This window comes from Sphingobium sp. FW306-1B-F04DB (genome assembly GCF_058781925.1).
In genome coordinates, this window is record NZ_JBYSXE010000031.1 from 23,011 (window position 1) to 47,363 (window position 24,353).

Consider the following 24,353-nt stretch of genomic DNA (forward strand, 5'->3'; position numbering starts at 1 on the left):
GGCATTCAGGCGCGGTAACGATTCGTAACAGTGTGGCGGGTTACAGGACGCGCCGAAGGAAGATGATGATGATGCAGATGCTCAAGTCCGATCTGTTCCAGCGTTTCGCCGGCGGGTTCGTGGTGGGTGCGATCGCGATCGTCGCCGTGCAGCCCCATGCCTTTCTCGACGCGATCAGGGTTGCGGCCGGCATCGCCTGATTTTTTCTGACCGCGCGCGCAACCGCGTGCGGCCGCCGTCCGTATCTGCGATGATGCAAGCAGCAAGGACGATACAATGCGCCTTTCAAGAGCCGCCATACCACTTTCAGCTCTGACCCTAGCACTCGCGACCTTCCTCTGGCCGCGCGTGATGATCGCCCCCGCCAGCGCCGAGCGGGCGATCCCTGTGCCCAGGGCGACGATGGACGTAACGGGTGCCAAAGGCCCGCAAACCGCGATCCTCGCGGGCGGATGCTTCTGGACCATGGAGGCGATGTTCGAACATGTGAAGGGCGTGAAGAGCGTCACCTCGGGCTATGCCGGCGGCACCGCCGAAACCGCCAATTACCCCGCAGTCTCCAGCGAGCGCACCGCGCATGCCGAGGCGATCCGCATCAGCTATGATCCCGCACAGGTCAGCTATGCGACGCTGCTGCGCATCTATTTCTCGGTGGCGCACGACCCCACCCAGCTCAACCGGCAGGGCCCCGACCGCGGCCCCAGCTATCGCTCGGCGATCTTCCCCGTCGGCGCCGATCAGGCGCGCGTCGCACGCGCCTATATTGCGCAGCTCAGCGCCGCGCGTGCCTTTCCGCGCCCGATCGTGACGAAGATCGAGAGCGGCCGCTTCTATCCCGCCGAGGCCTGGCACCAGGACTTCATGAAGCGGAACCCGGACCATCCGTACATCGTGCGCTGGGACAGGCCCAGGCTCGCCGCGTTGCGCGCGGGCTATCCGTCGTTGACGCGCTGAGCTCAGGCAGCGAGCGGGAAGCGCAACAGCCGATCCTCGAGCGGCACCAGCGCCTCGGCGCCGTCGCCGACCGCGCGCAATATTTCGGGGTGCGTCGCATCGAGCCCGCCTGTCAACGCGCCGAACGCAGGCAGGATTAGCTTGGTGCCCGTCGCGACAAAACAGCGCCGTGCTACGCTGAGCCCGCGCACGCGCACGCGCAGCTTGGGATGGAAATGACCCGAAAGCTCGGGACGCGGGTCATCGGCAATCGCCTCGTGGCGCAGGACGAGCCCGTCGATCACCGTCTCCTCGACGGTCTCGCCGCCCAGCGCGGCATCGATCGCGGGGTCGTGATTGCCCGTCACCCAGGTCCAGCGCGTCGCGCGGGTCAGGCGTCCAAGCAGGTCGCGCGCCTCGCTGTTGAGGCGTGCGCCGCCCTCCGCATCGTGGAAACTGTCACCCAGGCACCAGACCTCGCGCGCATCGGTGGCGGCAACCAGCCGGGCCAGATCGGCAAGCGTCGCAAGCGAATCGTAAGGGGGCAGCATCTGCCCGCGTGCCGCGAACCAGCTCGCCTTCTCGAAATGCAGGTCGGCGACGAGCAACGCGCGGCGCGCGCGCCAGAACAGCGCGCCCTGCGGCAGCGCGGCCAGCTCATGTCCTGCGAACGAAAAGGGAACCATGCGCCCCGTGTAGCGCGCGCCATGTCGCGCGCACAAGCATTTCACTACTGCTCTTCGTCGGTATCGCGGTCGCCATGGTCAGGGCGCAGCCGGTGGAACAGCGGTTCGGAGACGAGCAGCAGCATGGCGAGCGCGGTCCCGATCGCCAGCAGTTTGTACTGGCCGAGCCCCGCAACGATCCCGACCGCGGCGGCGACCCATAGATTGGCCGCGGTAGTGACATTGTGGACGTCGTTGCGCCGCACGAAGATCAGCCCCGCGGCGATGAAGCCGATCGCCTGCGCCACGCCCTGGATCACGCGCAGCGGATCGGTCTTGTTGGTCTCGTCGAGCGCGTGCAGCTGGTCATAGAGCAGCAGGGAGCATACCATCACCATCGCCGAGCTGAGCGACACCAGGGCATTGGTGCGTATCCCGGCATCGATGCCGCGCAACTCGCGGTCGAGCCCGAGCAGCGCACCGACGAGCGTCGCCAGCCCCAGGCGCAGCGACAATTCGGTCCAGCTGTCGGCAATGAGCATCAGGAGCCGTGTCGGCCCTGTGCGCGCATCGCCATCATGATCGCGTCGTCGCGCCTGCCCCCCTCGGGCAGCAGGAAGCGGATCTTGCGATTGGCGAAGTCGACCGAGACGCGATCGAACGCCCTCAACGCGTTCATCCCCAGCATGAGCGCGGGCTTGCGCGTCAGCTCGAGCTTCTCGAACGGATGCACCTCGGCGAACGCGATCGGCAGGTTGCGCAGCGTCACGCCGCCGATCTTGATGCTGGAGACGAACATATATTCGGCCATCATCGTCTCGCCCGTCACGCTGATCAGCTCGACCATCCTGGGCGGCCCGCTCAACGACCGCCCCATCAGCTTGCGCTTCAATGCCATGTTGCCGACCGAGATCTGCGATCCGGTGTCGACGATGACGTTGACGATATGGCCGTTGGCCTCGGCATTGGTCAGGATGAGCTGGCCGAAGCGGCTTTTCGCGGTGACGACGATCTCGTCGGGGTCGCGCCGCTCCATCGGCGTGTCCGAAGGCACGATCGTCATCGTCTGCTGCCTGAAGTCGAGCAGCACGCGATTCTTCCTGAGGCTGTCGATCCCCAGCATCCCCACCGCACCCAGATCCGCGCGCGCCAGCGCGGGCGCGCGGACATCGTGCACCTTGTCGCGATTGACGCCCAGCGAGGGGATGATCACCGTCGCGACATCGTCCTCCCCCGTCATCGAATGCAGCCGCGCGGTCGGTCCCGCGGCGAGCCCCAGTTCGCCCGCCAGCTCGCGCGAGATCACGGTCCGCTCGGCGCCGGTGTCGACGACGAAATGATACGGGCCGCTGTCGCCGATGCGGACGGGTACGGTCATGCGGTCGACGCGGTCGGCGCCCATCGTGACGGTTTCTCCGGTTCCCGTCTGGACGGCGGGCGTGGCGGGGGGCTCCGCAGCGGCGTCGGCCGCGAACCAGGCCGCGCCGAGCATCAGCGGCGTGAGCAACAGGACATTGCGCATCTTGCACCCTCTCCACAGGGCCGTTTGCGCAAGGTTATGCCTATCCCGCTGCGGCGGCAAGTTTTGCGCGAGCCCGCCGTCGGTGTTGGACGTCGCACAGGCCACCTTCGTCGATTTGTGCGGTGCCGGCCGGTCAGTCGACCCGCATCGCCTCCACCGCGAGCGCCTCGGCCTCCATCAGCAGCGCGTCGTCGACGGTGCCTTGCGCGACATGCTCGCGCCCGATCATGACGAGTACGGGCACCGCCATCGGCGTGACGCGGTCGAGCTCGACATGCACCATTGTGTCCGCGGCACGGTCGAGCAGGTCGGCGAGCCGCCCGACATCGGTCATCTTCGCGCGCGCATCGGCCCAGGCGGCCTTCAGCAGCAGATGGTCGGGCTCGTATTTCCTGAGCACGTCGTAGATCAGGTCGGTCGAAAAGGTCACCTGTCGCCCCGTCTTGCGCTTGCCCGGATGCTGGCGCTCGACGAGCCCGCCGATCACAGCCACCTCGCGAAAGGCGCGCTTCAGGAGGTGCGAACCCTGCACCCAGTCGACGAACTCGTCCTCGAGGATGTCCGGCGAGAACAGGCTTGCGGGGTCGGTTACGGGTTCGAGCGCAAACACGCCAAGCGCATAATCGTTGGCGACGAAGCCGATGGGCTTAAGTCCGCGGTTTTCCATCCGCCGCGTGATGAGCATGCCGAGCGACTGGTGCGCGTTCCACCCCTCGAAGCTGTAGGCGACCATGTAATGCCGCCCCTCGTGCGGGAAGGTCTCGACAAGCAGCTTGCCGGGTTCGGGCAGGCGCGAGCGCCAGTCCTGGACCGCCAGCCATTCGCGGACATCGTCGGGGAAGCGCGGCCATTGGTCGCGGTCGTGGATCAATGCCTGCACGCGTGCCGCGAGGTTGGTGGAGATCGGCATGCGCGCACCCATATAGCTCGGCACACGCGCGGGCCGCGCGGTCGCGCGGACGATCAGGTCGGTCTGGTCGATCTTCTCGACCTCTAGGCTGAGGCCCGAGAAGAAGAAGGTGTCTCCCGTCGAGAGCGAGGCCGCGAAATTCTCCTCGACCGTGCCCAGCTTGCGGCCGTTCCTGAAGCGCACGTCGAGCACGGGCGCGTCGACGATGATGCCCGCATTGAGCCGATATTGCTTGATGAAGTCGGGATGGGTAACGCGCCATTGGCCCTGCGGATCGCGCACCAGCCGGCGGAAGCGGTCATAGGCCTTGAGCGCATAACCGCCATTTTCGACGAAATGGAGGACGCGGCTGAAAGTCTCGGCGTCGAGCGCCGAATAGGGCATCGCCGCGCGCACCTCCTCGAGCATTGCGGCCTCTTCAAAGGGCGCCGCGCAGGCGCAGGCCATCAGATGCTGCGCGAGCACGTCGAGCGCGCCGCGGCGGAACACGTCCTCGTCGAGTTCGCCCGCCTCCACCGCATCCAGCGCGGCGCGCGCCTCGAGATATTCGAAGCGGTTGCCGGGGACGAGCACCGCCTCGCTCGGCTCGTCGAGCCGGTGATTGGCGCGGCCGATGCGCTGGAGCAGGCGCGACGAGCCCTTGGGCGCGCCCATCTGGATCACGCAGTCGACATCGCCCCAGTCGACGCCGAGATCGAGGCTTGCGGTCGCGATCAGTCCGCGCAGCCTGCCCTCGGCCATCGCCGCCTCGACCTTGCGCCGCGCCTCGCGGCTGAGCGAGCCGTGATGGATGCTGATCGGCAGCTTCATCTCGTTGACCTTCCACAGGTCCTGGAAGATCAGCTCGGCGAGCGCGCGCGTGTTGCAGAAGACGAGCGTCGTCCGGTGCGTCTCGATCTCGGCCATCACCTGCGGCGCGGCGTAGCGCCCCGAATGCCCCGACCAGGGCACGCGCCCCTCGGGCAGCAGGATCGCGATGTCGGGTTCGGCGCCCGGATCGCCGATCACCTTTTCGACCGCATCAATATCGCCATCGGGCGCCAGCCACGCCCGATAGCCGTCGGGATCGGCGACCGTCGCCGAAAGCGCGACGCGCCGCATGCCAGGTGCGATCGCCTGCAGCCGGGAGAGCGAAAGCGAGAGCAGGTCGCCGCGCTTCTGCGTCGCGAAGGCGTGCACCTCATCGATGACGACAGTCTTGAGCCCTTCGAACATCAGGAAGCTGTCGGGGTAGCTCAGCAACAGGCTCAGCGATTCGGGGGTGGTGAGCAGGATCTGCGGCGGCCGCACGCGCTGGCGCACCTTGCGCTCAGCGGGGGTGTCGCCGGTGCGCGTCTCGACGCGGATGTCGAGCCCCATCTCGGCGATCGGGGTCAGCAGGTTGCGCTGCACATCGACCGCGAGCGCCTTCAGGGGCGAGACATAGAGCGTGTGCAGCCCCTCGGCGGGCGCCTCGATGAGTTCGACCAGCGAGGGCAGGAAGCCCGCGAGCGTCTTTCCAGCGCCGGTGGGCGCGACGAGCATCGCATTGCGCCCCGCGCGCGCCGCATCGAGCATTTCCAGCTGGTGGCGGCGCGGTGCCCAGCCGCGCGCGGCGAACCACTCTGTCAGCGCGGGCGGCAGCGGCGTCATCGCGCACCACTATAAGCGTGCGCGCAAAAGACGATAGCGCGGCTTGTCCCTGATGCGCCGCGTGCTAGACAGGCGCGATGCTGACCGGTCGACTGATAACCCGCGCCATCCTGCTCGCCATCGCCGCGATGCTGCTCGGCGTTCTCGTCACGATCCTCTGGGTCGCCTTCTATTCGGCGGTCCTCGCGCCGGGCGAAGGGCTCGCCTTTTACGAGGACTATGCCACGCGCGCCGCACCGATGGTAAGCATCATCGCGGGCATTCCGATCCTGTTCGGTGCGGGCTGGCTCGCGGCAGGCGGGCTTGCGCAGGGGGAAGGGGCGCGCGCCGGCGCGCTGGTCGGCATCGCCTATACCGTGATCGATGCCGTGCTGCTGCTCGCGCTCGCTGGCGAGGCCGAGCTTCCCTGGGCGACGCTCGCCCTGTCCTATGGCAGCAAGATCGTCGCCGCGGCCGCGGGCGGTTGGCTGGCAACGCGCAGTTCGCTGGAAAATACCGGGGAACACTCCGATATAGGGTGATGTGACGCGGCTCGGCGCCTGGATCGAACCCCATGACGAGGGCATTTACCTGCCCGCGGCCGACCTCTGGATCGACCCTTCACGCCCCAGCCACCGCGCGCTCGTAACGCATGGTCATGCCGATCATGCGCGCGGCGGGCATGGTGCGGTCTGGGCCACGTCCGCCACGCTTGCGATCATGGAAGCACGCTATGGGCCCCAGCCCGGCCATGCCGTTGATTATGGCGAACGACTGTCGTTCGGTCCCGTCGACGTGACCTTCGTGCCCGCGGGCCATGTGCTCGGCTCCGCGCAGATCATCCTCGATCATGCGGGCGAGCGCGTCGTCGTCTCGGGCGATTACAAGCGCCGCGCGGACCCCACCTGCGCGCCTTTCGAGCCGGTGCCGTGCGACATCTTCATCACCGAGGCGACCTTCGGATTACCTGTTTTCCGCCATCCCGACACGCATGACGAGATCGACAAGCTGCTCGCCGCGCTCCACGCCAATCCCGACCGCTGCGTGCTCGTCGGCGCCTATGCGCTCGGCAAGGCGCAGCGCGTGATCGCCGAACTGCGCGCAATGGGTCATGCCGATCCGATCTACATCCACGGCGCGCTGCAGAAGCTGTGCGATCTCTATGCCGCCCACGGCGTCGAACTTGGCGAGCTGCGTCCCGCTACCGACGCGTCGAAGGACGAAATGCGCGGGAGCATCGTGATCGCGCCGCCCTCCGCGCTCAACGATCGCTGGAGCCGGCGGCTGCCCGATCCGATCACCGCGATGGCCTCGGGCTGGATGCGCGTCCGCCAGCGCGCGGTCCAGCAGGGCGTCGAGCTGCCGCTGATCCTCTCCGATCATGCCGACTGGGAAGAGCTGACCCGCACGCTGGTCGAGATCGGCCCGCGCGAGGTCTGGGTGACGCACGGCCGCGAGGACGCGCTCGTCCACTGGTGCCAGACGCACCAGATCAGGGCGCGCGCGCTCGACCTCGCGGGCTATGACGACGAGGACGACTAGGTCGCAGGCTCACGGAGTGAAGCGCAGCTGGCGACGACATTTACGGCCTTCTCCCTCGAGGGAGAAGGATACGGAGCCTTGCAGCGCGTGAGCGCGGCTAGGCGTAGTTGGATGAGGGGGTGCAGGTCCGAAAAACTGCACCAGACATTTGACTTTCTCCCCCTCACTCAGCTCCAACTAGGCGGCAGCGCCGCCAAGTCTGCGCAACCCTCTCCCTCAAAGGAGAGGGTAAGAGGCATGTCCGCATTTCACCCCAACGCTGTCACGACGCCAAAAAAAAGCCGCCCTGAAAGGACGGCTTGGAAAGTTTTTAGGAGAGGATGCCTGAAAGGCCTGCTCTATGTGCACTGCAGCATGATTTTGTGCAAGTGCGAATGACAACGATGGACATGCAAAAATTGCAACCGAGTCCGGCGCCGGATCGTGGCGCGGTCAGTGCCCCGCCTGCGGCCCGCGTTCGATCCCCGAGGCCGCGAGCTGCAAATCGATCTGGCCCATCAGCCGCTCGAGCCCGGCCTCGTCCTTCGCCTCGGCGCGTGCCACCAGCACGTCCTGCGTGTTCGACGCGCGCAGCAGCCACCAGCCATCGGGCGTGTTGACGCGCGCGCCATCAGTGTCGTTGACCTCGGCGCCATCGGCCTTGAGCCGTGCGAGCACCTCGTCGACCACCGCGAACTTGCGGCTCTCGTCGACCTGGAAACGCATCTCGGGCGTGTTGACCATGTCGGGCATCGCATCCTTGATCTCGGTCAGCGACTTGCCCGACTGACGCACCGCGCTCATCAGCCGCACCGCAGCATAGATCGCGTCGTCAAAGCCGTAATAGTCCCAGGCGAAGAAGATATGGCCGCTCATCTCGCCGCCCAGCGGCGAATCGACCTCCTTCATCTTGGCCTTGATCAGCGAATGGCCGGTCTTCCACATCAGCGGCTTGCCGCCGAGTTCGGCGACGCGGTCGTAGAGCGCCTGGCTGGTCTTCACATCGGCGATGATCGTGCCGCCGGGGACGGCTTTCAGCACCGGTTCGGCGAGAATGCCGAGCAGCTGATCGCCCCAGATCACGCGGCCCTCGCCGTCGATCGCGCCGATCCGGTCGCCGTCGCCATCGAAGGCCACACCGAAATCGAGCTTCTTCTCGGCGACGAGCGCCTTCAGGTGCGCGAGGTTCTTTTCCTCGGTGGGATCGGGATGATGGTTGGGGAAATTCGCGTCGACATCGGTGAAGAGCAGATGATGCTCACCCGGCAGCAGCTTGACGAGCTTCTCGATCACCGGGCCCGCGGCGCCGTTGCCCGCATCCCAGCCGATTTTGTAGGCGCCGCCGGCATAGCCCGCGAGCAGCCGCCCGACATAATCGTCCATGATGTCGGCGCTGGAGACCGTCCCGCTACCCTCCATCCAGTCGCCCGCGGCCGACATGCTGCCGACCTTCTGGATGTCCTCGCCGTAAAATGGCGCGTGCTGAAGCACCATTTTGAAGCCGTTATAATCGGCGGGATTGTGGCTGCCGGTTATCTGGATGCCGCCATCGACCTCGAGCACCGCTTCGGCATAGTAGAGCATCGGCGTGGGGCCAAGGCCGACGCGCACGACGTCGACTCCGCTCTCGGTCAGACCGTTGACCAGCGCCGTCTCGAGCATCGGTGAGGATTCGCGCCCGTCAAAGCCCACCGCGACGCGCGTGCCGCCCGCCTTGCGGACCAGCGAGCCGAAGCTGCGACCGATCGCATAGGCGTCGTTCTGGTGGAGGGTCTTTCCGACGATTCCGCGAATATCGTACTCGCGCAGCGTCGTCGGATCGAAAACATGGCTCATGAAAGGCTCCGTGGTTCAGTCGGTTTTGGTCGGTGCCTGAACGCGCGACTTCAACAACAGGTCACGCGCCGCATTAATTTTCCTCGCAAGTTCCTCACTGCCCCCCGCATCGGGATGGACGCGCGCGATGATCCGGCGATGCGCCGCGCGGATCGCGTCGGCATCGGCGCCTGGCTGGATGCCCAGCAGCATCCGCGCCTCGTCGATCGACATGCGTTCGCGCTCGGTCTTTCCGCGCCACCAGAAATAGAGGACGGCTGCGATCGCGACGAGGAGGAGGAGCTTTGCCATCAGGCCGCGTTGGCCGCGGTCTCGGGCAGCGCCAGCCCCGAGATCATCTCGCGCAGCTCCTGCCGCGCGGCGATATGACTGATGCCGAGTTCGCCGAGTTCCTGGAGGTCGAGCAGCGTCACGCCCTTGGGAAACAGCTCGCGATAGATCACGCGCTCCCCCAGGCCCGGAATGACGCGGAAGCCCACGCGCTTGGAAAGCTCGGCGAGCGCATCGCCGACGCGGCGCATGTTGCGTGCCTCGACATGCTGGAGGCGGTTCCTGAGCACCACCCAGTCGACGGTGCCGCCATCGGCCTTGGCGCGCGCCTTGCGTGCTTCCCAGACGGTCTCGGCATAGAAGCTCGGGCGCTTGACCTTGAAGGTTTCCGAATCGACCTGCCCGATCAGGTCGAGGTCGATGAAGCTGTCGTTGATCGGCGTGACCAGCGTGTCGGCCTTGCTCGCCGCCGCGCGCGCCAGCGGGTCGTCACGGCCCGGCGTGTCGATGACGAGGAATTCGACACCCCTTGTCAGCGTCTCCAGCTTGACCTCGAAGGTCTCGGGGCTTCCGTCGCTCACGACGTCGAATGCGGGAATGTCGAGGCCGAGCAGGTGGCGCTTCGCGGTCTCCTGTCGATTCTCGAGATAGCGCGCGAGCGTCTTCTGCCGCCCGTCGAGATCAAGCGCCGCCACGCGCCGCCCCGCCTTGGCCAGCCCGATCGCGGTATGGACGGCGCTGGTCGATTTACCGCTTCCGCCCTTTTCGTTCGCGAACACAATCAGATGAACGCCATTGACCGCCATGCAGAAATTCCGCCCCTTTTAAATGCAACCCTGCGCCCCAAGGCCCCTCCCCGGAAAGGCGGATATCCGCCTTCCGACAGGGAAAGTGCCTTGCTCCCATAATAGAGCCCATCTAATCCATTGCGGCGCTAGCGCCGCAATGGGAAGGGCTCTAAGAGCAGCCCTCCGGCAATATCGGAGGCAAAGCCAGCGTGCAAACGGTCCGTGATCTCGAGAGTCTCAGGGCGGCGATCGATGCGTTCAGGGCAGAGGGCCTGCGCGTCGCGCTGGTGCCCACCATGGGCGCGCTGCACGCGGGGCATATGGCGCTGATGGAGGCCGCCAAGACCAAGGCCGACCGCGTCGTCGCATCGATCTTCGTGAACCCGAAGCAGTTCGGCCCCAATGAGGATTTCGACGCCTATCCGCGCAAGGAAAATGCGGATGCCGCGATGCTCGAGGCGGCGGGCTGCGCGCTGCTCTGGCTCCCCCCGGTCGAGGTGATGTATCCCGAAGGCTTCTCAACCACGGTCTCGGTCTCGGGCGTCTCGGAATATCTCGACGGCGCCGCGCGCCCCGGCCATTTCGACGGCGTCGCGACCGTCGTCTCCAAGCTGTTCAATCAGGTCCGGCCCGATATCGCGCTGTTCGGCGAAAAGGATTATCAGCAGCTCGCGGTGATCCGCCGCATGGTCGCCGACCTCAATCTGGCCGTCGAGATCGAGGGCGTGCCGACGCAGCGCGAGGAGGACGGGCTCGCGCTCTCATCGCGCAACATCTATCTCTCACCTGAGGAACGCGAGGCCGCGCGCGCGCTGCCCCGCGCACTGGGCGAGGCGGCGCGCACGATCGCGGCGGGTGGCGACGTCGCCGAGGCGCTGACCAAGGCGAAGGGCATGCTTGCCAGGGCGGGCTTCGACCCGATCGACTATGTCGCGCTCCACGATGCCGATACGCTTGAGCCGCTGACGGTCTTTGATCGTCCTGCGCGCCTTCTCGCTGCCGCGCGAATCGGGCGCACGCGCCTGATCGACAATCTTGTCGTTGAGTAAGTCGTTGAAAAAATGGTTATCGTTGCCCTGAAAAACAGGGCTGATTTGCGTTAACCATTTTTTTAAGGCCTCTCCCCGAAGCTGCCGGCTGACCGAGGTGTCAAACGGGGGAATGGGGAATGGCACATAGTCTTAGTGCTGCGATCCTGCTGATGGAAAGCCGGCTCGCCGATGCAGCAAGGGGCGACTCGCGGGCCTGCTTCGATCTGGGCATCGCTTATTCATCGGGAACAAGCGGCGTCGAGGTCGATCTGATCCAGGCGCATAAATGGTTCAATCTCGCGGCGCTGAAGGGCAATGTCCGTGGCCAGGAATGCCGCGCCGAAATTGCGCACGAAATGAGCGGCTGGGAAATCGCCGAAGCGCAGCGTCAGGCACGTGCGTGGCTGATCGAAACCGGCCGCGCGGCCGCCTGACGATCGGGTTCAGCCGGTTCGCCTGAACGGACCCATCGCGGTCAGCGCCTCGATGTCGAACGCCACCGCCTGCCGCTCGCGTTCGAGGAAGTCGGCGACCGCGTCGCGAAAGCCCTTGTCCGCGATATAGTGCGCCGAGAAGGTGGGCATGGGTTCATAGCCGCGCGCGAGCTTGTGTTCGCCCTGCGCGCCCGCCTCAACCTTGCCCAGCCCGCGTGCGATCGCGGCGTCGATTGCCTGATAATAGCACAGCTCGAAATGGAGGAAGGGCACCTCCTCGATGCAGCCCCAATAGCGGCCATAGAGCGTGTCGGCACCGATGATGTTGAGCGCGCCCGCAATCGGCCGACCATCCCGGAGCGCGAGGATCAGCAGCACCTTGTCCGCCATGCGCTCGCCGAGCAGGCTGAAAAAGGCGCGCGTCAGATAGGGGCGCCCCCATTTGCGCGATCCCGTGTCCTGATAGAAATCCCAGAAGGCGTCCCAGTGGCGCTCCTCGATCGCGGCGCCCTGCAAATGAACGATCTCCAGACCCTCCACGGCCGCGGCGCGTTCCTTGCGGACCGCCTTGCGTTTGCGTGAGGCGAGCGCGCCGAGAAAGTCGTCGAACGTCGCATAGCCGCGGTTGATCCAGTGATATTGCGTGTCGGCGCGGATCAGCCAGCCCGCCGCCTCGAACAGCGGCAGCTGATCGGGCGCGATGAAGGTCGCGTGCGCCGAACTCAGTCCGTTCTGGCGCACCACCGTCTCGGCAGCGGCGAGCAGCTGCAGCGCGACCTCGTCGTCCTGCGTCAGTAGCCTTGGCCCCGGCACGGGCGAAAAGGGCACCGCGATCTGCAGCTTGGGATAATAGCGCCCGCCCGTGCGCTCATAGGCGTCGGCCCAGCCGTGATCGAAGACATATTCGCCCTGGCTGTGGCTCTTGGCATAGGCGGGCAGCACGCCCGCCATGCCGCCCGGCCGGTCGATCGCGATCGGCACGGGTTGCCAGCCGGTCTGTGCGGTCGCGCTGCCCGAATCCTCGAGCGCGCTCAGAAAGGCGTGGCTGACAAAGGGGTTGTCGGTGCCCGCACAGCGATCCCAGGCCGCGGCATCGAATGCCGCGACCCCGGACGCCATGCGCGCAACAATGTCGGCTTCGCTCATCGCGAGCCAATATAGGTTGGGTCAGGCCGGCTTCACAGCCACGATCGCGTCGACCTCGACCACCGCACCCAGCGGCAGCACGGGCACGCCCACCGCGCTGCGCGCGTGGCGGCCATTGTCCCCGAACAGCTTGACCATTAGCTCGGATGCGCCGTTGGCGACCTTGGGCTGGTCGGTGAAGCGCGCGTCGCTGTTGATGAACACACCCAGTTTCACGATCTTCTCCACGCGGTCGAGCGAGCCCAGCGCCTTCTCGATCTGCGCGACGAGCATCAGCGCGCAGTTCTGCGCCGCCTCATAGCCGTAATCGACATCGCGGTCCTCACCCAGCCGGCCGGTCATCAGCTGACCATCCTTGAAGGGGAGCTGGCCAGAGACATGGAGCAGCCCGCCCGCCTCGACTGCGGGGACATAGGCGGCGACGGGCGCGGCGGCGACGGGCAGCTTTAGGCCGAGTTCGGCAAGCGCGGCGGTGATGTTGCTCATTGGAGAGGCTCCGTTCTGGGGGAGGGAAATGTCAGGCGCGGGCTTGTAGCGCGAATTTTCCGGCGATCCACGTCGTTGCATCGCGCCAGTCGTCGATTCGCGCATGGGCGTACTCGGCTGGCGGCACATTGGGTGCAAGGGTCGGTTCGGAAATCATGTGCAGCCGCCACACATCGGGCGTGGTTTCGGCAACCGACTGGTGATGGTGCGCGAGATCGTCGACGAACACCGCGGCGCTCGGACCATATTGGTCGAGCAGCCGTGCCACGGGCGTGCCCTTGCCGCCCTGGTTGGTGAAGACGGGATAGTCGATGCCGAAAGCGCGGAGCTGTTCGACGCGGTGCGCCTGGCGATGATCCTCGAGGTTGGTCAGGATCACGACATCGGCACGCTGCGCGATCTCGGCCAGCGCCTCGCGGGCGTGCGGTACCAGAGTCTGGCGGTGCATCTCGGTATCGAAAAAGCCGCCGAGCAGCGGCCACATCTCGGTGCGCGACAGATAGCTGCCGTCGATCCGGCGCTTCATCGCATTGGAGAAATCGCCTCCATCGGCGGTGAACTCGATATCATGCGCCTCGTCGAGCCATGCGCGGAAATGGCTCACCATATGGAGCAGCACCTCGTCACAATCGGTGATGAGCAGCGGTCGGCTCATGATTCGAGCGTCCCCCCTTCCAATCGGCGCCGCGCCTCGACCAGCGCCAGCGGGGTTGCCTCGATCGCATGCGCGCAGGCGATCAGGTCGGGCTCGTGCGCCTCGAGAAAGCCGAGAATCGCGGCAAGCACGCCGTGTTCGCCCGCACGCTGGCGCAGGTCGTCGGCCGTGAGTCCGGTCAGCGCGAGCAGCCTTTGCGCGCGGTCTTCGTCCTGCAGGATCCACACCAGCGCGGCGAGCGCGAGCGACTCGGAGTCTTCCGGGTTTGTTTCAAAGGGCTTCATCGCCTAAACCGTCATCCCTCGCAGTGGGAAAGGGGCGAAGTGGCAAAAAGGGTGCTCGTTGTCGAGGACAACGAACTCAATCTCAAACTTTTCTGCGACCTGCTGCGCGCGCACGGTTTCGAGGCGGAACCCGTGCGCGATGGCCGCGAGGCGGTCGACCGTGCGCGCGCCTTCGCACCCGACCTGATCATCATGGATATCCAGCTGCCACATGTCAGCGGGCTCGAACTGATCGAGACGATCAAGGGGGACGATGCGCTCAAGGCGATCCCGATCATGGCGGTAACCGCCTATGCGGCGAAGGGTGACGAGGAGCGAATCCGCGCGCTCGGCGCCGAGGCCTATGTCTCCAAGCCGATCTCGGTGCTCAAATTCGTCGCTTCGGTGGGCGCGCTGGTTTAGCGCGTATTGCGCCAAGCCGGATCCATATCAGTGCTCCGGGCTTGACCCGGAGCCCATATCCGAAGCGACGGTGCGCCCGCCGATATGGGCTCCTGATTTCGCAGGAGCACTGATGTGCACGCTGCTCTGACGCGCACAGCAAAAGGCGCGGAGCCCTTGCGGGCGCCACGCCTTGAAATCCGCTGCAAGAAAGGAAGCGCGAGGCGCGCTTACTTGATCTTGGCTTCCTTGAACTCGACGTGCTTGCGCGCGACGGGATCATACTTGCGGAAGCTGAGCTTCTCGGTCTTGGTGCGGGGATTCTTCTTGGTGACATAGAAGAAGCCGGTGCCTTCCGAACTCACGAGCTTGATCTTGACGGTGGTCGGCTTGGCCATGACCCGAAACCCTTTGTTGCGATTCTCAAGAAAAACAAAAGCGGCGTCGCCGCCGCTCGTTCAAGGCCGCGCAAATGCGCCAAAGAGCCCCGGTTGTCAACCCCGTCGCGGACCCGCTTGACTCCTACCGCATCGCGCGCGTAACTTAACTTTATGGTTAAGTATGAAGCGCGCCATCTCGACCGCACCTTCGCCGCGCTCGCGGACCCGACGCGCCGCGCGCTGCTGCTGCAGCTCGAATCGGGTGAGGGGCGTTCGGTCAGCGAACTGGCGCGGCCTTTCGCGATGTCGCTGCCCGCGGTGATGAAGCATCTCGACGTACTCGCCGATGCCGGACTGGTCAGCCGGGCCAAGACGGGGCGTACCGTGCTCTGCCGGATCGAGGCGGGGCCGATGGAGGAGGCCATGGAATGGCTCGCGCGCTACCAGAAATTCTGGCTCGGCCAGCTCGACCGGCTCGCCGCCTTTGTCGAACAGGAGGATGCTGAATGATGCTCGACACGCGCCCGAGTCTCACGATCACGCGCCATCTCAAGGCGCCACCCGCGAAGGTCTTTGCGGCCTGGACCGACCCCGACAGGCTGCTCGGCTGGTTCGGCCCCGATCGCATCCCGGTGATCAGTGCGGAGACCGACCTGCGTGTCGGCGGCAAATACGGCATCCGTTTCCGCACCGCCGATGGCGAGGAACATTACGTCCATGGCGAATATGTCGAGCTGATCGAGAATGAGCGCCTCGTCTTCACCTGGAAATGGATCAGCTTCCCCGAACGCGAATCGCTCGTGACGGTGCAGCTGCAAGCCGCGGCCGACGGCACCGAACTCACGCTGATCCACGAGAAGCTGTTTGATGAAGAGGTCCGCGACAGCCACCATCAGGGCTGGAGCGCGTGCCTCGACAAGCTGGAGGCCTTTGTCGCCTCCCTGTGAAAGGAGCAATGCGATGACCCCCAACCAAATCGTGCCGCACGCCGAATGGATCGCGGCGCGCAAGGAGCTGCTGACCGAGGAACGGGCGTTCACCCGCGCGCGCGACGCGATGCTCGAACGGCGACGTGCGCTGCCCTGGGAACGGGTGGACAAGGATTATGTCTTCACGACCGAGGACGGCCCGAAGCGGCTCGCCGATCTCTTCCAGGGCCGCGACCAGCTGCTCGTCTATCATTTCATGCTGACCCCGGGCAGCGATCATATCTGCCCCGGCTGCAGCTTCCTGTCGGATCACGTCGATGCCGCGCGCCAGCATTTCGAGCATGCCGGCCTGTCCTTCGCCGCGGTCTCGCGCGTGCCGCTCGATTTCATCCGCAGCGTGAAGCAGCGCATGGGCTGGAGCTTCGACTGGGTTTCGTCGGAGGGAACGAGCTTCAACTTCGATTATGGCGTGTCGTTCACCCCCGAGCAGATCGCCGCGGGCGAACCGCTCTACAATTACGGCACCACGCCCGGTCTTGGTCCCGACATCCACGGCACCAGCGTGTTCGCGATGGGCGATGACGGGCAGGTCTATCACACCTATTCGACCTATGCGCGCGGCAACGAGGTGCTCGCGGGCGCTTTCGCCTATCTGGACATGGCGCCCAAGGGGCGCAACGAGAGCGGCGAGACCATGAACTGGGTCAGGCTCCACGACGAATATGAGGGCGGCGCCGCCACCGCCTGCTGCGCCAGCGCCGCCTGAGGTCTGGCGGTGCTGTGCTGCATCGCGGGCGTGGCGGCGATCGCCACGGGCGCGGCCTCGGGGCTGTTCCGGCGCTGGCGCGGCGCCCTGCTCGGCATGGTCGCGCTCGGGCTGACCAGCTTGGCGGCCTTGCATCTCGACCACTATGCGGCGCGCGCCGCGGCTCATGATCGCGACATCCTCGAGGAAATCCGTGCTACGCCGCTTTGTACCGGCGCGCCCCGCGCCTGAGCGCTTTAGCGCTTGTTAACCAAAGGCGCGCATGCTCGTCCCAAGGGGTTTCGCGGGAGCTGGGGATATGGGCATCGCCGTTGACGCATTGCTGCAGGTCAGGTCGACGCTGTGCGAGCGGATCGACCGGATCGCGATCGAATTGCCGCATCTGAGCCTCGATCAGCTTTGCGCGGGGGTCGATGACATCCGCCGCACCGCGCTCGACTATGGCCTCGATCCAGTGGTGCAGATCGCGCGCGGCCTCGAGGCGGCAATCGCCGATTCGGGGCGCGGCGCAATGGTGCTGCCCTGGCTCGACACGATGCGCGACGCCGCCGGCTGCGATCGCGTCGATCCCGAAGCGAGCGCCGCCTGGCTCGCCGCGATCAACGTCCGCATGACCGGCTGACGCCGGCCGGTCATCCATGGACGCCTTTTTCCCCGCCTTTGTCGCGGCGCTGATCGCCGAATTCGGGGACAAGACCCAGTTGCTCGCACTCGCGCTCGCGGTGCATTTCCGCCGACTTCTGCCGGTGCTCGCCGGTGTCGCGCTCGCCGCGCTCGCCAATGCCGCGCTCGCCGCGTTCGGCAGCGTGCTGGTCGCGCCGCTGCTGACGCACGATGCAGCGCTGCTGATGATGGCGCTCGCGCTCATCTTCGCGGGTGGCGGGGCCTTCTGGCCGCAAAGGGCGCCCGACCCGATCAGCGTCACCCGGCCCGGCGCGTTCCTCGTCAGCTTCGGCAGTTTCTTCATCCTCGAACTCGGCGACAAGACGCAGTTCTTCACCTTCGCGATCGCGCTGCGCTCGGGCGCGCCGTGGATGACGCTTGCGGGCGCGACGCTCGGCGTGGTGCTCGCGACGCTGCTGGCGATGCTTGCCGCAAGGGATCTCGGGCGGCTGCCCGTCACGGTGTTTCGACGCACGATCGGAGTGCTCTTCCTCATCGCCGGGTCGTGGTGCGCGGTCATGGCGCTCCGGCTCGTTTAGACGCCCGGACCGTGAATCGGGCTCCGGGGCGAACGGGCATCCGGCCTCCGATCGATCCGCTCACTCAGAGACAGCGAAATAAGTTGCCGGCAGGCGCGGAAATCCATGGGACTTTTCCGGCGCTTCGTCGTTATGCTTCCGACTCGAAATCCCCATCCCCGAACGGAGGACATGATGGCCAAAGGTGGCAAGGAAAAGCTCAAGACCCCGACCGATCTCGGCAGCAATGCCACGAAGAGCGTGGCAGATGCGCTCAATGGCATTCTGGCGGACAGCTATGCGCTGTATCTCAAGACCAAGAATTTCCACTGGCATGTGTCGGGCCCGCATTTCCGCGACTATCACCTGATGCTCGACGATCAGGCGACGCAGATTCTCGGCACCACCGACCAGATCGCCGAGCGCGTGCGCAAGACGGGCAACACCACGCTGCGCTCGATCGGCGACATCGCGCGTCGCCAGACCATCCGCGACAATGACAGCGAATATGTCACGCCCGCCGCGATGCTCGCCGAACTGCGCGAGGACAATCTCAAGCTGGTCGAGAAGTTCCACGAGGCCAAGGACATCGTCGACGCGGCCAAGGACAACGCCACCTCGGGCATCCTCGACGAATGGACCGACCTCGCCGAGGAGCGCGCCTGGTTCCTGTTCGAGGCCAGCCGCACCGCCTGACTCCAGGTTCCTCCCCAAGCACGCTTGGGGAGGGGGACCGCCGGAACGGCGGTGGAGGGGAAGCGGACTCCCGCTATGCGCCGCGACCTCCCCTCACTTGACCTGCCAGCCAACACCCCCTACTCCCCGCCCGTCACCCGGGGAGTAGCCCGCCGCGCGGATTTCGCACGGAGAACGCGTCAACATGCTTGGCCGAGAGGTCATGGCGCGTTCGGATTGGTTCTGGCCGATCCAGGCAAGACCGATGACACCTGAACCCCTGTCTTGCCGGGCAGGGGGTTCGCGGTGTCGTTGGTTCAGCCTTTTGCCCGGCCGGAACTGCGCATGGAAATCCTGCTTTCCTCGACCCTGCTCGTCGCGCTCGCCGAGATCGGCGACAAGACGATGCTGCTCGCGATCGTGCTCGCCTGTCGCTTCAAACGGCCCTGGCCGATCATCGCGGGCATCTTTGCCGCGACCATCGTCAACCATGCGCTCGCTGCCTGGGCGGGGGCGGCGGTCGCGGGGCTGCTCGACGGACACTGGTTCCGGCTTGCGGTCGCGCTCGGCTTCCTTGCAATGGCGGCCTGGACCCTCGTGCCCGACTGCATCGACGAGGATGACTCGGCATCCGCCGGCCGTTTCGGCGCCTTCTTGACCACCACCATCGCCTTTTTCGCGGCGGAGATGGGGGACAAGACGCAGATCGCGACCGTTGCGCTCGGCGCACAATATCACGCCGTCACGCTGGTCACCGCCGGCACCACGCTGGGCATGATGATCGCCAACATCCCGGCGGTCTTTCTCGGAGACCGCATCACACGCATCGTGCCCATGAACGCGGTTCGCATCGGGGCCGCGCTTGTCTTTGCGGCGATCGGCATCTGGGCGCTAATCGATCTGTTCGGCTGAGGAACAATCGCGCGCGCCCGCCGGTTCTTTTACGGGGCGTGAAGGAGGTTCCTATGTTGCGTTGGGCTCTCATCTTCCTCGTCGCCGGTCTGGTGCTGGCGGTTCTGGGTTTCGGCGGCATCGGCGGCGCGTTTGTCGAGATCGCCAAGATTTTGTTCTTCCTGGCGATCGCGGTGTTCGTGGTACTGCTCGTCCTCGGGCTGATCGCGGGCCGCAAGGTCGTCTAGCGACGCTCTCAGCGCCCATCCGGCCCGATCGTTATCAGCCAGACATCGGGCCGGGCGCCATAGCGCAGCGGCAGCACGCTGGTGCCGAGGCCTGCGGTGACGATCACCGTCTGCCCGCGATCCTCGATCAAGCCGCAGGCGAAGCGCTCGCCATAGCGCGACGCTGTGGCGAGCCGGCCGATCAGCGGCAGCACGATTTGCCCGCAATGCGTATGGCCCGCGAGGACCAGATCGACGCGGTGCGGCAGGTGCGGGACGACATCGGGGCTGTGGCTCAGCACGATCCGGGGCCCGCCCAGCGCATCGAGCGCAGCGAAGGTCGCGGCCAGATCGCCATTGTCGGTGAACGCGTCGTCGATGCCGCCGATGGCCAGCGGACCGCGCCGCTCGGCCTGATTTACGAGCAGCGTCACCCCGACCGCACCCAGCGCCTTTCTGAACGGGGCGGGATCGCGCCAATGGTCGTGGTTGCCGAGCACCGCGACCACGCCGAGCCGCGCGCGCAGCCCCTTGAGCGGGGCCACCGCCTCGACCGTGGTGTAATGCCGCGTGGCGGGGCGCTTGTCGCTCACCAGGTCACCCGCGATCAGTACGAGATCAGGCTTGAGCGCGTTCACCTGCTCCACGATTCGCGTGAGCCGTGCGGGCGGCCTGTCGGGGCCCGCGACGTGCAGGTCGCTCATCAGCACCGCACGAAGCGGCGGCGTGCCGGCGGGCCAGTCGGCTGCGGCGATCGACGCGTACCGGACCAGCGGGTCCGCCGTCGCGGTGCGATAGCCGAAGGCGAGCACCGCCGCGACGAGCAGGAGCAGGGCAAGTGCGGCGTGGCGAAGCCGGATCATTCTGGCCGGTCTAGCCGTGATGTCTGCCTTGCGCCATTCTGGGCGCGTCATGCACGCCTTCGCCGCGCTTCTTGATCGCCTGATCTACACGCGTTCGCGCAACGCCAAGCTGCGGCTGATCGGCGACTATCTCAAGACAACGCCCGATCCCGATCGCGGCTGGGCGATGGCAGCGCTCACCGGCGCGCTCGACCTGCCCGCAGTCAAGCCCGCGATCATCCGTGCGATGGTCGACGAACGCGTCGATCCCGTGCTCTTCCGCCTCAGCCGCGACTATGTCGGCGATACTGCGGAGACGGTTTCGCTGATCTGGCCCGATCCGCCCGTGCCGCCCACGGGCGAGGTCGACCTCAGCCTGTCGGGCATCGTCGACCGGCTGGCCACGCTCTCGCGCTCGGATGCGCCCGCCGTGCTCGCGGACCTGCTCGACCGGCTCTCGCCCGAGGAGCGTTTCGCGCTGCTCAAGATGGCGACGGGGGCGCTCAGGATCGGGGTCTCGGCGCGGCTCGCCAAGACCGCGCTTGCCGAGGCTTTTGCGCTCGATGTCGAGGCGGTCGAGGAGGTCTGGCATGGCCTGAAGCCCCCCTATGCCGAGCTGTTCGCCTGGGCCGAGGGGCGCGGCGAACAGCCGAGTGCGGCCAATGTGCCGGTCTTCCGTCCCTTCATGCTCGCGCATCCGCTGGAGGACGAAGCGGTGTCGCTCGACGATTTCGCGGCCGAATGGAAATGGGACGGCATCCGCGTCCAGCTCGTCCGCGTCGCGGGGCAGACGCGGCTCTACAGCCGCACCGGCGACGACATCACCCACAGCTTTCCCGAGGTCGCCGCAGCCTTTCTCGTCGAGGGCGTGCTCGACGGCGAACTGCTCGTGCGCGGCGAGGCGCAGGCCGGGGAGGCGGGCAGCTTCAACGCGCTTCAGCAGCGGCTGGGCCGCAAGGCCGTCTCTGCGAAAATGCTCGCCGACTTTCCCGCCTTCGTCCGCCTCTACGACATATTGTTCGATGGGCCCGAGGATCTGCGCGACCGCGGCTGGATCGAACGCCGCGCGCGGCTCGAAGGCTTCGTGCCCGGGCTCGACCCCGAGCGCTTCGACCTGTCCGCGCTTATCCCCGCGAGCGATTTCGACACGCTCGCCGACCTGCGCGCGGGCGCGCGCGATGCCGCGATCGAGGGGGTCATGCTCAAGCGCCGCGACAGCCCCTATGTCGCGGGGCGGCGCACCGGGCTCTGGTACAAGTGGAAGCGCGATCCGCTCACCGCCGATTGCGTGCTGATGTATGCGCAGCGTGGCTCGGGCAAGCGCTCGAGCTTCTATTCCGACTATACCTTCGGCTGTTGGACCGATGCGGGCGAGCTGCTGCCCGTGGGCAAGGCCTATTTCGGCTTCACCGACGACGAGCTCAAATGGCTCGACCGCTTCGTGCGCGGCCATACCGTCAACCGCTTCGGCCCGGTGCGCGAGGTCGAGAAGACGCTCGTGCTCGAGGTCGCGTTCGATTCGATCCACGCCTCGAAACGCCACAAATCGGGCCTCGCCATGCGCTTCCCGCGCATCGCGCGGATCCGCACGGACAAGCCTGCGGACGAGGCCGACCGGATCGAGACATTGCAGGCAATGGTCATCTGAAAAATTTCGTCGGCTGTCGATTCGCCGGACCCTCGCGCGTCATGGCGATGAAACCGCATTGCCCTGCGCAGCTGAATGCGGTTTCCCTGCAGACTGAGGAGGATACTGATGAAATATGCGCTGCTGATCTATCATGACGAACAGGCATGGGAGAATGCGAGCGAGGTCGAGAAGCAGGCCTGTTACGAGGAACATGGCAAGCTGCACGCCGCGCTCAACGCGAAAAAGGCGTGGCTCGGCGGCGAGGAGCTGCAATCGACCGCGACCGCGACGACGCTGCGCCGCAACGGCGGGGGCGACATGCTCGTCACCGACGGCCCCTTCGCCGAGACCACCGAGCAGTTCGGCGGCTTCTATCTGATCGAGGCCGAGGATCTCGACGCCGCGATCGCCTATGCGAAAATGCTTCCCGAGGGCACGGTCGAAATCCGCCCCGTCGCGGAGCACGGAGACATCGGCTGAGCGTTGCCGCCGCGGTCGAGCAGGCTTGGCGCGCGCACTGGGCGCGGCTGCTGGGTCTGCTTGCACGCCGCTTCGGCGATCTGGACCTTGCCGAGGAAAGCCTCGCCGAAGCCTTTGCCGCGGCGGCACGCGACTGGGTACGCTCGGGGGTGCCCGCCAATCCCGCCGCCTGGCTGCACATTGCGGCGCGGCGCAAGGCGTTCGACCGCTTGCGCCGTCGCGCAACCGCGGTCGAGCATGCGGAGCGGCTTGTCGGCCCGGCGGTGGAGGAAGACCTGCCCGATCCCGATGCGCTGCCCGACGAACGGCTCGCGCTGATCTTCACCTGTTGTCATCCGGCATTGGCGCCCGAGGGCCGTGTCGCGCTTACGCTGCGGCTCGTGGCGGGGCTCGCGACGCCCGACGTGGCCCGGCTCTTCCTCGTCGCGGAGCCGGCCATGGCGGCGCGGCTGACGCGTGCCAAGCGCAAGATCGCGGGTGCGCGCATCCCCTTTCGCGTGCCCGATCCCGCCGACCGGGTCGCGCGGCTCGGCGATGTGCTTTCGGTCGTCTATCTGCTCTTCACCGAGGGCTATGCGTCGCGCGCCGGCGAGGCGCTGACGCGACCCGCGCTCGCTGCCGAGGCGATCCGGCTGGGTGAACTGCTCCACGCGCTGCTCCCCTTCGAGGCGGAGGTCGCGGCGCTGCTCGCGTTGATGCGGCTCCAGCACGCGCGCCGGGACGCACGCATCGATCAGGCCGGCGCGCTCGTACTGCTCGCCGATCAGGATCGCAGCCTCTGGCACGCCGAAGAGATCGCGCGCGGCGATGCGCTGCTCGCCGCCAGTCCCGCGGCGGACGCGCCCTATCGGCTGCAGGCCGAGATCGCGGCCGCGCATTGCCGCGCGGCTACTGCCGCCGACACCGACTGGGCGACGATCGCGCAGCTCTACGCCAGGCTCGAACGGCTCACCGCCTCGCCGGTGGTGCGTTTGAACCGCGCGGTCGCGCTTGCCGAGGTTGAGGGGCCGGAGGCTGCGCTCGCCCTGCTCGAAGGCCTCGATGCGCATCTGCCACGCCATCCTCAGCTTCCGCTGGTGCGCGGCGAGCTCCTCGCGCGCGCGGGTGACGTGCCCGCCGCGATCGGCGCGCTGACCGAGGCGCTGGCGCGAGCCGGCAATATGGTCGAGCGCCGTCACATCGCGCAGCGGATCGCCACGCTCCGCGCGCCCTGATCCCGATTCAGCGAGAAAGGCCCGGCGTGCGTGCTGCGCGCCGGGCCTCTTTTCTCGCGAACCGGTGAGGCTCAGTCCTGCTTGGGGACCAGATTCACCGCGGCGTATTTGCCGCGGCGATCGACCTCGATATCGAATTCGAGGCGGTCGCCTTCGTTCAGGCTGCCCATTCCCGCGCGTTCGACCGCCGAAATGTGCACGAACGCGTCAGGCTGTCCGTCATCGCGCTGAATGAAGCCGAAGCCCTTCATCGCGTTGAAGAACTTGACGGTGCCCGTCGCCTTCTCGCCGGTGAGCTGACGCTGCGGTCCGCCCATGCCGCCGCCGCGCGGTGCTTCGCGATCGCGCGGAGGACCACGGTCCTCGACGGGAAGCGGTTCGCCCTCGATCTTCAGATCGGTCGCCGAAACGCGTCCGCCGCGGTCCACCAGCGTGAACTCGAGCGGCTGCCCTTCGGCAAGCCCGGTCAGGCCTGCCTGCTCGACCGCGGAGATGTGCACGAACACATCTTCGCCACCGTCCTCGCGGACGATGAAGCCGAAGCCTTTCTGGCCGTTGAAGAATTTGACGACGCCCTTGCCTTCGCCGACGACCTGGGCGGGCATGCCGCCGCCACGCGGGCCGCCGAAGCCGCCACCGCCGCCGCCACGCGGGCCGCCGAAGCC

Annotated in this window: 33 protein-coding genes and 1 riboswitch; of the genes, 19 read left to right on the forward strand and 14 right to left on the reverse strand. The window is 66.5% G+C overall.

What is annotated here, in order from left to right; translation table 11 throughout:
- Nucleotides 1–68 precede the first annotated feature (68 nt).
- Nucleotides 69–200 carry a hypothetical protein gene (locus AC3WJD_RS13895; protein ID WP_492747276.1) on the forward strand — a complete coding sequence of 44 codons (132 nt, stop codon included), beginning with the start codon at nt 69–71 and terminating at the stop codon, nt 198–200.
- 151 nt (nt 201–351) lie between these two features.
- Complete coding sequence (gene msrA / locus AC3WJD_RS13900; RefSeq protein ID WP_492747308.1) at nt 352–954, forward strand: peptide-methionine (S)-S-oxide reductase MsrA; 603 nt, start codon at nt 352–354, stop codon at nt 952–954.
- A gap of 2 nt (nt 955–956) precedes the next feature.
- Here the strand turns inward: msrA and pdeM are convergent, their stop codons facing one another.
- The 4 genes from pdeM to AC3WJD_RS13920 all read right to left on the reverse strand — a co-directional run bounded on the left by pdeM (nt 957) and on the right by AC3WJD_RS13920 (nt 5,662).
- Nucleotides 957–1,619, reverse strand: a complete 663-nt coding sequence (pdeM, locus tag AC3WJD_RS13905) for a ligase-associated DNA damage response endonuclease PdeM (protein WP_492747277.1) — start codon at nt 1,617–1,619, stop codon at nt 957–959.
- Nucleotides 1,620–1,663: 44 nt separating this feature from the next.
- Nucleotides 1,664–2,140 carry an MgtC/SapB family protein gene (locus AC3WJD_RS13910; protein WP_492747278.1) on the reverse strand — a complete coding sequence of 159 codons (477 nt, stop codon included), beginning with the start codon at nt 2,138–2,140 and terminating at the stop codon, nt 1,664–1,666.
- Entirely contained in the window at nt 2,140–3,120 is a 981-nt protein-coding gene (locus AC3WJD_RS13915; protein WP_492747279.1) for an aspartyl protease family protein, read from the reverse strand. The genes AC3WJD_RS13910 and AC3WJD_RS13915 overlap by 1 nt, the downstream gene beginning before the upstream one ends.
- Before the next feature lie 133 nt (nt 3,121–3,253).
- On the reverse strand, nt 3,254–5,662 hold the full coding sequence (locus AC3WJD_RS13920; RefSeq protein WP_492747280.1) for a ligase-associated DNA damage response DEXH box helicase: 2,409 nt from the start codon (nt 5,660–5,662) through the stop codon (nt 3,254–3,256).
- 77 nt (nt 5,663–5,739) lie between these two features.
- On the opposite strand from AC3WJD_RS13920, the gene AC3WJD_RS13925 reads away from it, so the two are divergent.
- Together AC3WJD_RS13925 and AC3WJD_RS13930 are read left to right on the forward strand one after the other, a co-directional pair.
- On the forward strand, nt 5,740–6,183 hold the full coding sequence (locus AC3WJD_RS13925) for a hypothetical protein (RefSeq protein ID WP_492747281.1): 444 nt from the start codon (nt 5,740–5,742) through the stop codon (nt 6,181–6,183).
- Nucleotide 6,184: 1 nt separating this feature from the next.
- Nucleotides 6,185–7,183, forward strand: a complete 999-nt coding sequence (locus AC3WJD_RS13930; protein WP_492747282.1) for a ligase-associated DNA damage response exonuclease — start codon at nt 6,185–6,187, stop codon at nt 7,181–7,183.
- 432 nt (nt 7,184–7,615) lie between these two features.
- On the opposite strand, the gene pgmG is transcribed toward AC3WJD_RS13930, so the two are convergent.
- From pgmG to AC3WJD_RS13945, 3 genes are read right to left on the reverse strand one after another with little or no spacing between them, the layout of a single operon-like run.
- Nucleotides 7,616–8,998, reverse strand: a complete 1,383-nt coding sequence (pgmG, locus tag AC3WJD_RS13935) for a phosphoglucomutase/phosphomannomutase PgmG (protein WP_492747283.1) — start codon at nt 8,996–8,998, stop codon at nt 7,616–7,618.
- A 15-nt stretch (nt 8,999–9,013) separates the two neighbouring features.
- Entirely contained in the window at nt 9,014–9,289 is a 276-nt protein-coding gene (locus AC3WJD_RS13940) for a J domain-containing protein (RefSeq protein ID WP_492747284.1), read from the reverse strand.
- Complete coding sequence (locus AC3WJD_RS13945) at nt 9,289–10,074, reverse strand: division plane positioning ATPase MipZ (RefSeq protein WP_492747285.1); 786 nt, start codon at nt 10,072–10,074, stop codon at nt 9,289–9,291. Before AC3WJD_RS13945 ends, AC3WJD_RS13940 begins: the two co-directional genes overlap by 1 nt.
- A 191-nt stretch (nt 10,075–10,265) precedes the next feature.
- Between AC3WJD_RS13945 and panC the strand changes: the two genes are divergently transcribed.
- Together panC and AC3WJD_RS13955 are read left to right on the forward strand one after the other, a co-directional pair.
- Nucleotides 10,266–11,105, forward strand: a complete 840-nt coding sequence (gene panC, locus AC3WJD_RS13950; RefSeq protein ID WP_492747286.1) for a pantoate--beta-alanine ligase — start codon at nt 10,266–10,268, stop codon at nt 11,103–11,105.
- A 119-nt stretch (nt 11,106–11,224) separates the two neighbouring features.
- On the forward strand, nt 11,225–11,521 hold the full coding sequence (locus tag AC3WJD_RS13955) for a hypothetical protein (protein WP_492747287.1): 297 nt from the start codon (nt 11,225–11,227) through the stop codon (nt 11,519–11,521).
- A 9-nt stretch (nt 11,522–11,530) separates the two neighbouring features.
- On the opposite strand, the gene AC3WJD_RS13960 is transcribed toward AC3WJD_RS13955, so the two are convergent.
- Genes AC3WJD_RS13960 through AC3WJD_RS13975 form a run of 4 tightly spaced genes read right to left on the reverse strand, consistent with a single transcriptional unit; the run spans nt 11,531 to nt 14,092 of the window.
- Complete coding sequence (locus tag AC3WJD_RS13960; RefSeq protein WP_492747288.1) at nt 11,531–12,667, reverse strand: GNAT family N-acetyltransferase; 1,137 nt, start codon at nt 12,665–12,667, stop codon at nt 11,531–11,533.
- A 21-nt stretch (nt 12,668–12,688) separates the two neighbouring features.
- Nucleotides 12,689–13,153 (reverse strand): RidA family protein, encoded by a 465-nt coding sequence (locus AC3WJD_RS13965; protein ID WP_492747289.1) that lies wholly within the window; start codon nt 13,151–13,153, stop codon nt 12,689–12,691.
- A gap of 31 nt (nt 13,154–13,184) precedes the next feature.
- On the reverse strand, nt 13,185–13,808 hold the full coding sequence (locus tag AC3WJD_RS13970) for an HAD family hydrolase (protein WP_492747290.1): 624 nt from the start codon (nt 13,806–13,808) through the stop codon (nt 13,185–13,187).
- Entirely contained in the window at nt 13,805–14,092 is a 288-nt protein-coding gene (locus AC3WJD_RS13975; RefSeq protein ID WP_492747291.1) for a DUF3572 domain-containing protein, read from the reverse strand. The genes AC3WJD_RS13970 and AC3WJD_RS13975 overlap by 4 nt, the downstream gene beginning before the upstream one ends.
- 39 nt (nt 14,093–14,131) lie before the next feature.
- Between AC3WJD_RS13975 and AC3WJD_RS13980 the strand changes: the two genes are divergently transcribed.
- Entirely contained in the window at nt 14,132–14,494 is a 363-nt protein-coding gene (locus AC3WJD_RS13980; RefSeq protein ID WP_492747292.1) for a response regulator, read from the forward strand.
- A gap of 209 nt (nt 14,495–14,703) precedes the next feature.
- On the opposite strand, the gene rpmG is transcribed toward AC3WJD_RS13980, so the two are convergent.
- On the reverse strand, nt 14,704–14,871 hold the full coding sequence (gene rpmG, locus AC3WJD_RS13985; protein WP_119760738.1) for a 50S ribosomal protein L33: 168 nt from the start codon (nt 14,869–14,871) through the stop codon (nt 14,704–14,706).
- A gap of 153 nt (nt 14,872–15,024) precedes the next feature.
- Here rpmG and AC3WJD_RS13990 point away from each other — a divergent pair, with 153 nt between their 5' ends.
- The 9 genes from AC3WJD_RS13990 (at nt 15,025) to AC3WJD_RS14030 (ending at nt 19,543) form a co-directional block, all read left to right on the forward strand.
- Entirely contained in the window at nt 15,025–15,363 is a 339-nt protein-coding gene (locus AC3WJD_RS13990; protein WP_492747294.1) for an ArsR/SmtB family transcription factor, read from the forward strand.
- The gene (locus AC3WJD_RS13995; RefSeq protein ID WP_492747295.1) at nt 15,360–15,800 is read left to right on the forward strand and encodes an SRPBCC family protein; all 441 of its coding nucleotides are present in this window, start codon (nt 15,360–15,362) and stop codon (nt 15,798–15,800) included. The genes AC3WJD_RS13990 and AC3WJD_RS13995 overlap by 4 nt, the downstream gene beginning before the upstream one ends.
- Nucleotides 15,801–15,813: 13 nt before the next feature.
- Nucleotides 15,814–16,548 (forward strand): DUF899 domain-containing protein, encoded by a 735-nt coding sequence (locus AC3WJD_RS14000; RefSeq protein ID WP_492747296.1) that lies wholly within the window; start codon nt 15,814–15,816, stop codon nt 16,546–16,548.
- Between the two features lie 9 nt (nt 16,549–16,557).
- Nucleotides 16,558–16,779 (forward strand): hypothetical protein, encoded by a 222-nt coding sequence (locus AC3WJD_RS14005; RefSeq protein ID WP_492747297.1) that lies wholly within the window; start codon nt 16,558–16,560, stop codon nt 16,777–16,779.
- Between the two features lie 67 nt (nt 16,780–16,846).
- Nucleotides 16,847–17,170 carry a hypothetical protein gene (locus AC3WJD_RS14010; protein WP_492747298.1) on the forward strand — a complete coding sequence of 108 codons (324 nt, stop codon included), beginning with the start codon at nt 16,847–16,849 and terminating at the stop codon, nt 17,168–17,170.
- Between the two features lie 16 nt (nt 17,171–17,186).
- Entirely contained in the window at nt 17,187–17,750 is a 564-nt protein-coding gene (locus tag AC3WJD_RS14015) for a TMEM165/GDT1 family protein (protein ID WP_492747299.1), read from the forward strand.
- Between the two features lie 174 nt (nt 17,751–17,924).
- Complete coding sequence (locus AC3WJD_RS14020) at nt 17,925–18,425, forward strand: Dps family protein (protein WP_492747309.1); 501 nt, start codon at nt 17,925–17,927, stop codon at nt 18,423–18,425.
- A 126-nt stretch (nt 18,426–18,551) separates the two neighbouring features.
- A riboswitch (yybP-ykoY riboswitch) is annotated at nt 18,552–18,745 on the forward strand.
- A 4-nt stretch (nt 18,746–18,749) separates the two neighbouring features.
- On the forward strand, nt 18,750–19,316 hold the full coding sequence (locus AC3WJD_RS14025) for a TMEM165/GDT1 family protein (protein WP_492747300.1): 567 nt from the start codon (nt 18,750–18,752) through the stop codon (nt 19,314–19,316).
- A gap of 53 nt (nt 19,317–19,369) precedes the next feature.
- Nucleotides 19,370–19,543, forward strand: a complete 174-nt coding sequence (locus AC3WJD_RS14030; protein WP_492747301.1) for a DUF1328 domain-containing protein — start codon at nt 19,370–19,372, stop codon at nt 19,541–19,543.
- Between the two features lie 8 nt (nt 19,544–19,551).
- Here AC3WJD_RS14030 and AC3WJD_RS14035 read toward each other — a convergent pair whose 3' ends face one another.
- Nucleotides 19,552–20,385 carry a metallophosphoesterase gene (locus tag AC3WJD_RS14035; RefSeq protein WP_492747302.1) on the reverse strand — a complete coding sequence of 278 codons (834 nt, stop codon included), beginning with the start codon at nt 20,383–20,385 and terminating at the stop codon, nt 19,552–19,554.
- A 49-nt stretch (nt 20,386–20,434) separates the two neighbouring features.
- Between AC3WJD_RS14035 and AC3WJD_RS14040 the strand changes: the two genes are divergently transcribed.
- The 3 genes from AC3WJD_RS14040 (at nt 20,435) to AC3WJD_RS14050 (ending at nt 23,688) form a co-directional block, all read left to right on the forward strand.
- The gene (locus tag AC3WJD_RS14040; RefSeq protein ID WP_492747303.1) at nt 20,435–22,012 is read left to right on the forward strand and encodes a cisplatin damage response ATP-dependent DNA ligase; all 1,578 of its coding nucleotides are present in this window, start codon (nt 20,435–20,437) and stop codon (nt 22,010–22,012) included.
- Nucleotides 22,013–22,120: 108 nt separating this feature from the next.
- Complete coding sequence (locus tag AC3WJD_RS14045) at nt 22,121–22,474, forward strand: YciI family protein (protein WP_492747304.1); 354 nt, start codon at nt 22,121–22,123, stop codon at nt 22,472–22,474.
- 149 nt (nt 22,475–22,623) lie between these two features.
- Nucleotides 22,624–23,688, forward strand: a complete 1,065-nt coding sequence (locus AC3WJD_RS14050) for an RNA polymerase sigma factor (RefSeq protein ID WP_492747305.1) — start codon at nt 22,624–22,626, stop codon at nt 23,686–23,688.
- A gap of 71 nt (nt 23,689–23,759) precedes the next feature.
- Here the strand turns inward: AC3WJD_RS14050 and AC3WJD_RS14055 are convergent.
- Nucleotides 23,760–24,353: cold-shock protein (locus AC3WJD_RS14055; RefSeq protein ID WP_492747306.1), on the reverse strand; the 594-nt coding region annotated here is incomplete at its 5' end.

What these genes read in the sequence shown, in the direction of transcription:
- AC3WJD_RS13995 (WP_492747295.1), top strand. Translation starts at nt 15,360, where the DNA reads ATGATGCTCGACACGCGCCCGAGTCTCACGATCACGCGCCATCTCAAG.
- AC3WJD_RS14025 (WP_492747300.1), top strand. Translation starts at nt 18,750, where the DNA reads ATGGAAATCCTGCTTTCCTCGACCCTGCTCGTCGCGCTCGCCGAGATC.
- AC3WJD_RS14035 (WP_492747302.1), bottom strand. Translation starts at nt 20,385, where the DNA reads ATGATCCGGCTTCGCCACGCCGCACTTGCCCTGCTCCTGCTCGTCGCG.
- AC3WJD_RS14020 (WP_492747309.1), top strand. Translation starts at nt 17,925, where the DNA reads ATGGCCAAAGGTGGCAAGGAAAAGCTCAAGACCCCGACCGATCTCGGC.
- pgmG (WP_492747283.1), bottom strand. Translation starts at nt 8,998, where the DNA reads ATGAGCCATGTTTTCGATCCGACGACGCTGCGCGAGTACGATATTCGC.
- AC3WJD_RS14010 (WP_492747298.1), top strand. Translation starts at nt 16,847, where the DNA reads ATGGGCATCGCCGTTGACGCATTGCTGCAGGTCAGGTCGACGCTGTGC.
- AC3WJD_RS14000 (WP_492747296.1), top strand. Translation starts at nt 15,814, where the DNA reads ATGACCCCCAACCAAATCGTGCCGCACGCCGAATGGATCGCGGCGCGC.
- AC3WJD_RS13895 (WP_492747276.1), top strand. Translation starts at nt 69, where the DNA reads ATGATGCAGATGCTCAAGTCCGATCTGTTCCAGCGTTTCGCCGGCGGG.
- AC3WJD_RS14040 (WP_492747303.1), top strand. Translation starts at nt 20,435, where the DNA reads ATGCACGCCTTCGCCGCGCTTCTTGATCGCCTGATCTACACGCGTTCG.
- AC3WJD_RS14030 (WP_492747301.1), top strand. Translation starts at nt 19,370, where the DNA reads ATGTTGCGTTGGGCTCTCATCTTCCTCGTCGCCGGTCTGGTGCTGGCG.
- AC3WJD_RS13945 (WP_492747285.1), bottom strand. Translation starts at nt 10,074, where the DNA reads ATGGCGGTCAATGGCGTTCATCTGATTGTGTTCGCGAACGAAAAGGGC.
- msrA (WP_492747308.1), top strand. Translation starts at nt 352, where the DNA reads ATGATCGCCCCCGCCAGCGCCGAGCGGGCGATCCCTGTGCCCAGGGCG.
- AC3WJD_RS14045 (WP_492747304.1), top strand. Translation starts at nt 22,121, where the DNA reads ATGAAATATGCGCTGCTGATCTATCATGACGAACAGGCATGGGAGAAT.
- rpmG (WP_119760738.1), bottom strand. Translation starts at nt 14,871, where the DNA reads ATGGCCAAGCCGACCACCGTCAAGATCAAGCTCGTGAGTTCGGAAGGC.
- AC3WJD_RS13975 (WP_492747291.1), bottom strand. Translation starts at nt 14,092, where the DNA reads ATGAAGCCCTTTGAAACAAACCCGGAAGACTCCGAGTCGCTCGCGCTC.
- pdeM (WP_492747277.1), bottom strand. Translation starts at nt 1,619, where the DNA reads ATGGTTCCCTTTTCGTTCGCAGGACATGAGCTGGCCGCGCTGCCGCAG.
- AC3WJD_RS14015 (WP_492747299.1), top strand. Translation starts at nt 17,187, where the DNA reads ATGGACGCCTTTTTCCCCGCCTTTGTCGCGGCGCTGATCGCCGAATTC.
- AC3WJD_RS13940 (WP_492747284.1), bottom strand. Translation starts at nt 9,289, where the DNA reads ATGGCAAAGCTCCTCCTCCTCGTCGCGATCGCAGCCGTCCTCTATTTC.
- AC3WJD_RS13920 (WP_492747280.1), bottom strand. Translation starts at nt 5,662, where the DNA reads ATGACGCCGCTGCCGCCCGCGCTGACAGAGTGGTTCGCCGCGCGCGGC.
- AC3WJD_RS13925 (WP_492747281.1), top strand. Translation starts at nt 5,740, where the DNA reads ATGCTGACCGGTCGACTGATAACCCGCGCCATCCTGCTCGCCATCGCC.
- AC3WJD_RS13965 (WP_492747289.1), bottom strand. Translation starts at nt 13,153, where the DNA reads ATGAGCAACATCACCGCCGCGCTTGCCGAACTCGGCCTAAAGCTGCCC.
- AC3WJD_RS13910 (WP_492747278.1), bottom strand. Translation starts at nt 2,140, where the DNA reads ATGCTCATTGCCGACAGCTGGACCGAATTGTCGCTGCGCCTGGGGCTG.
- AC3WJD_RS13970 (WP_492747290.1), bottom strand. Translation starts at nt 13,808, where the DNA reads ATGAGCCGACCGCTGCTCATCACCGATTGTGACGAGGTGCTGCTCCAT.
- AC3WJD_RS13915 (WP_492747279.1), bottom strand. Translation starts at nt 3,120, where the DNA reads ATGCGCAATGTCCTGTTGCTCACGCCGCTGATGCTCGGCGCGGCCTGG.
- AC3WJD_RS13955 (WP_492747287.1), top strand. Translation starts at nt 11,225, where the DNA reads ATGGCACATAGTCTTAGTGCTGCGATCCTGCTGATGGAAAGCCGGCTC.
- AC3WJD_RS13990 (WP_492747294.1), top strand. Translation starts at nt 15,025, where the DNA reads ATGGTTAAGTATGAAGCGCGCCATCTCGACCGCACCTTCGCCGCGCTC.
- AC3WJD_RS13960 (WP_492747288.1), bottom strand. Translation starts at nt 12,667, where the DNA reads ATGAGCGAAGCCGACATTGTTGCGCGCATGGCGTCCGGGGTCGCGGCA.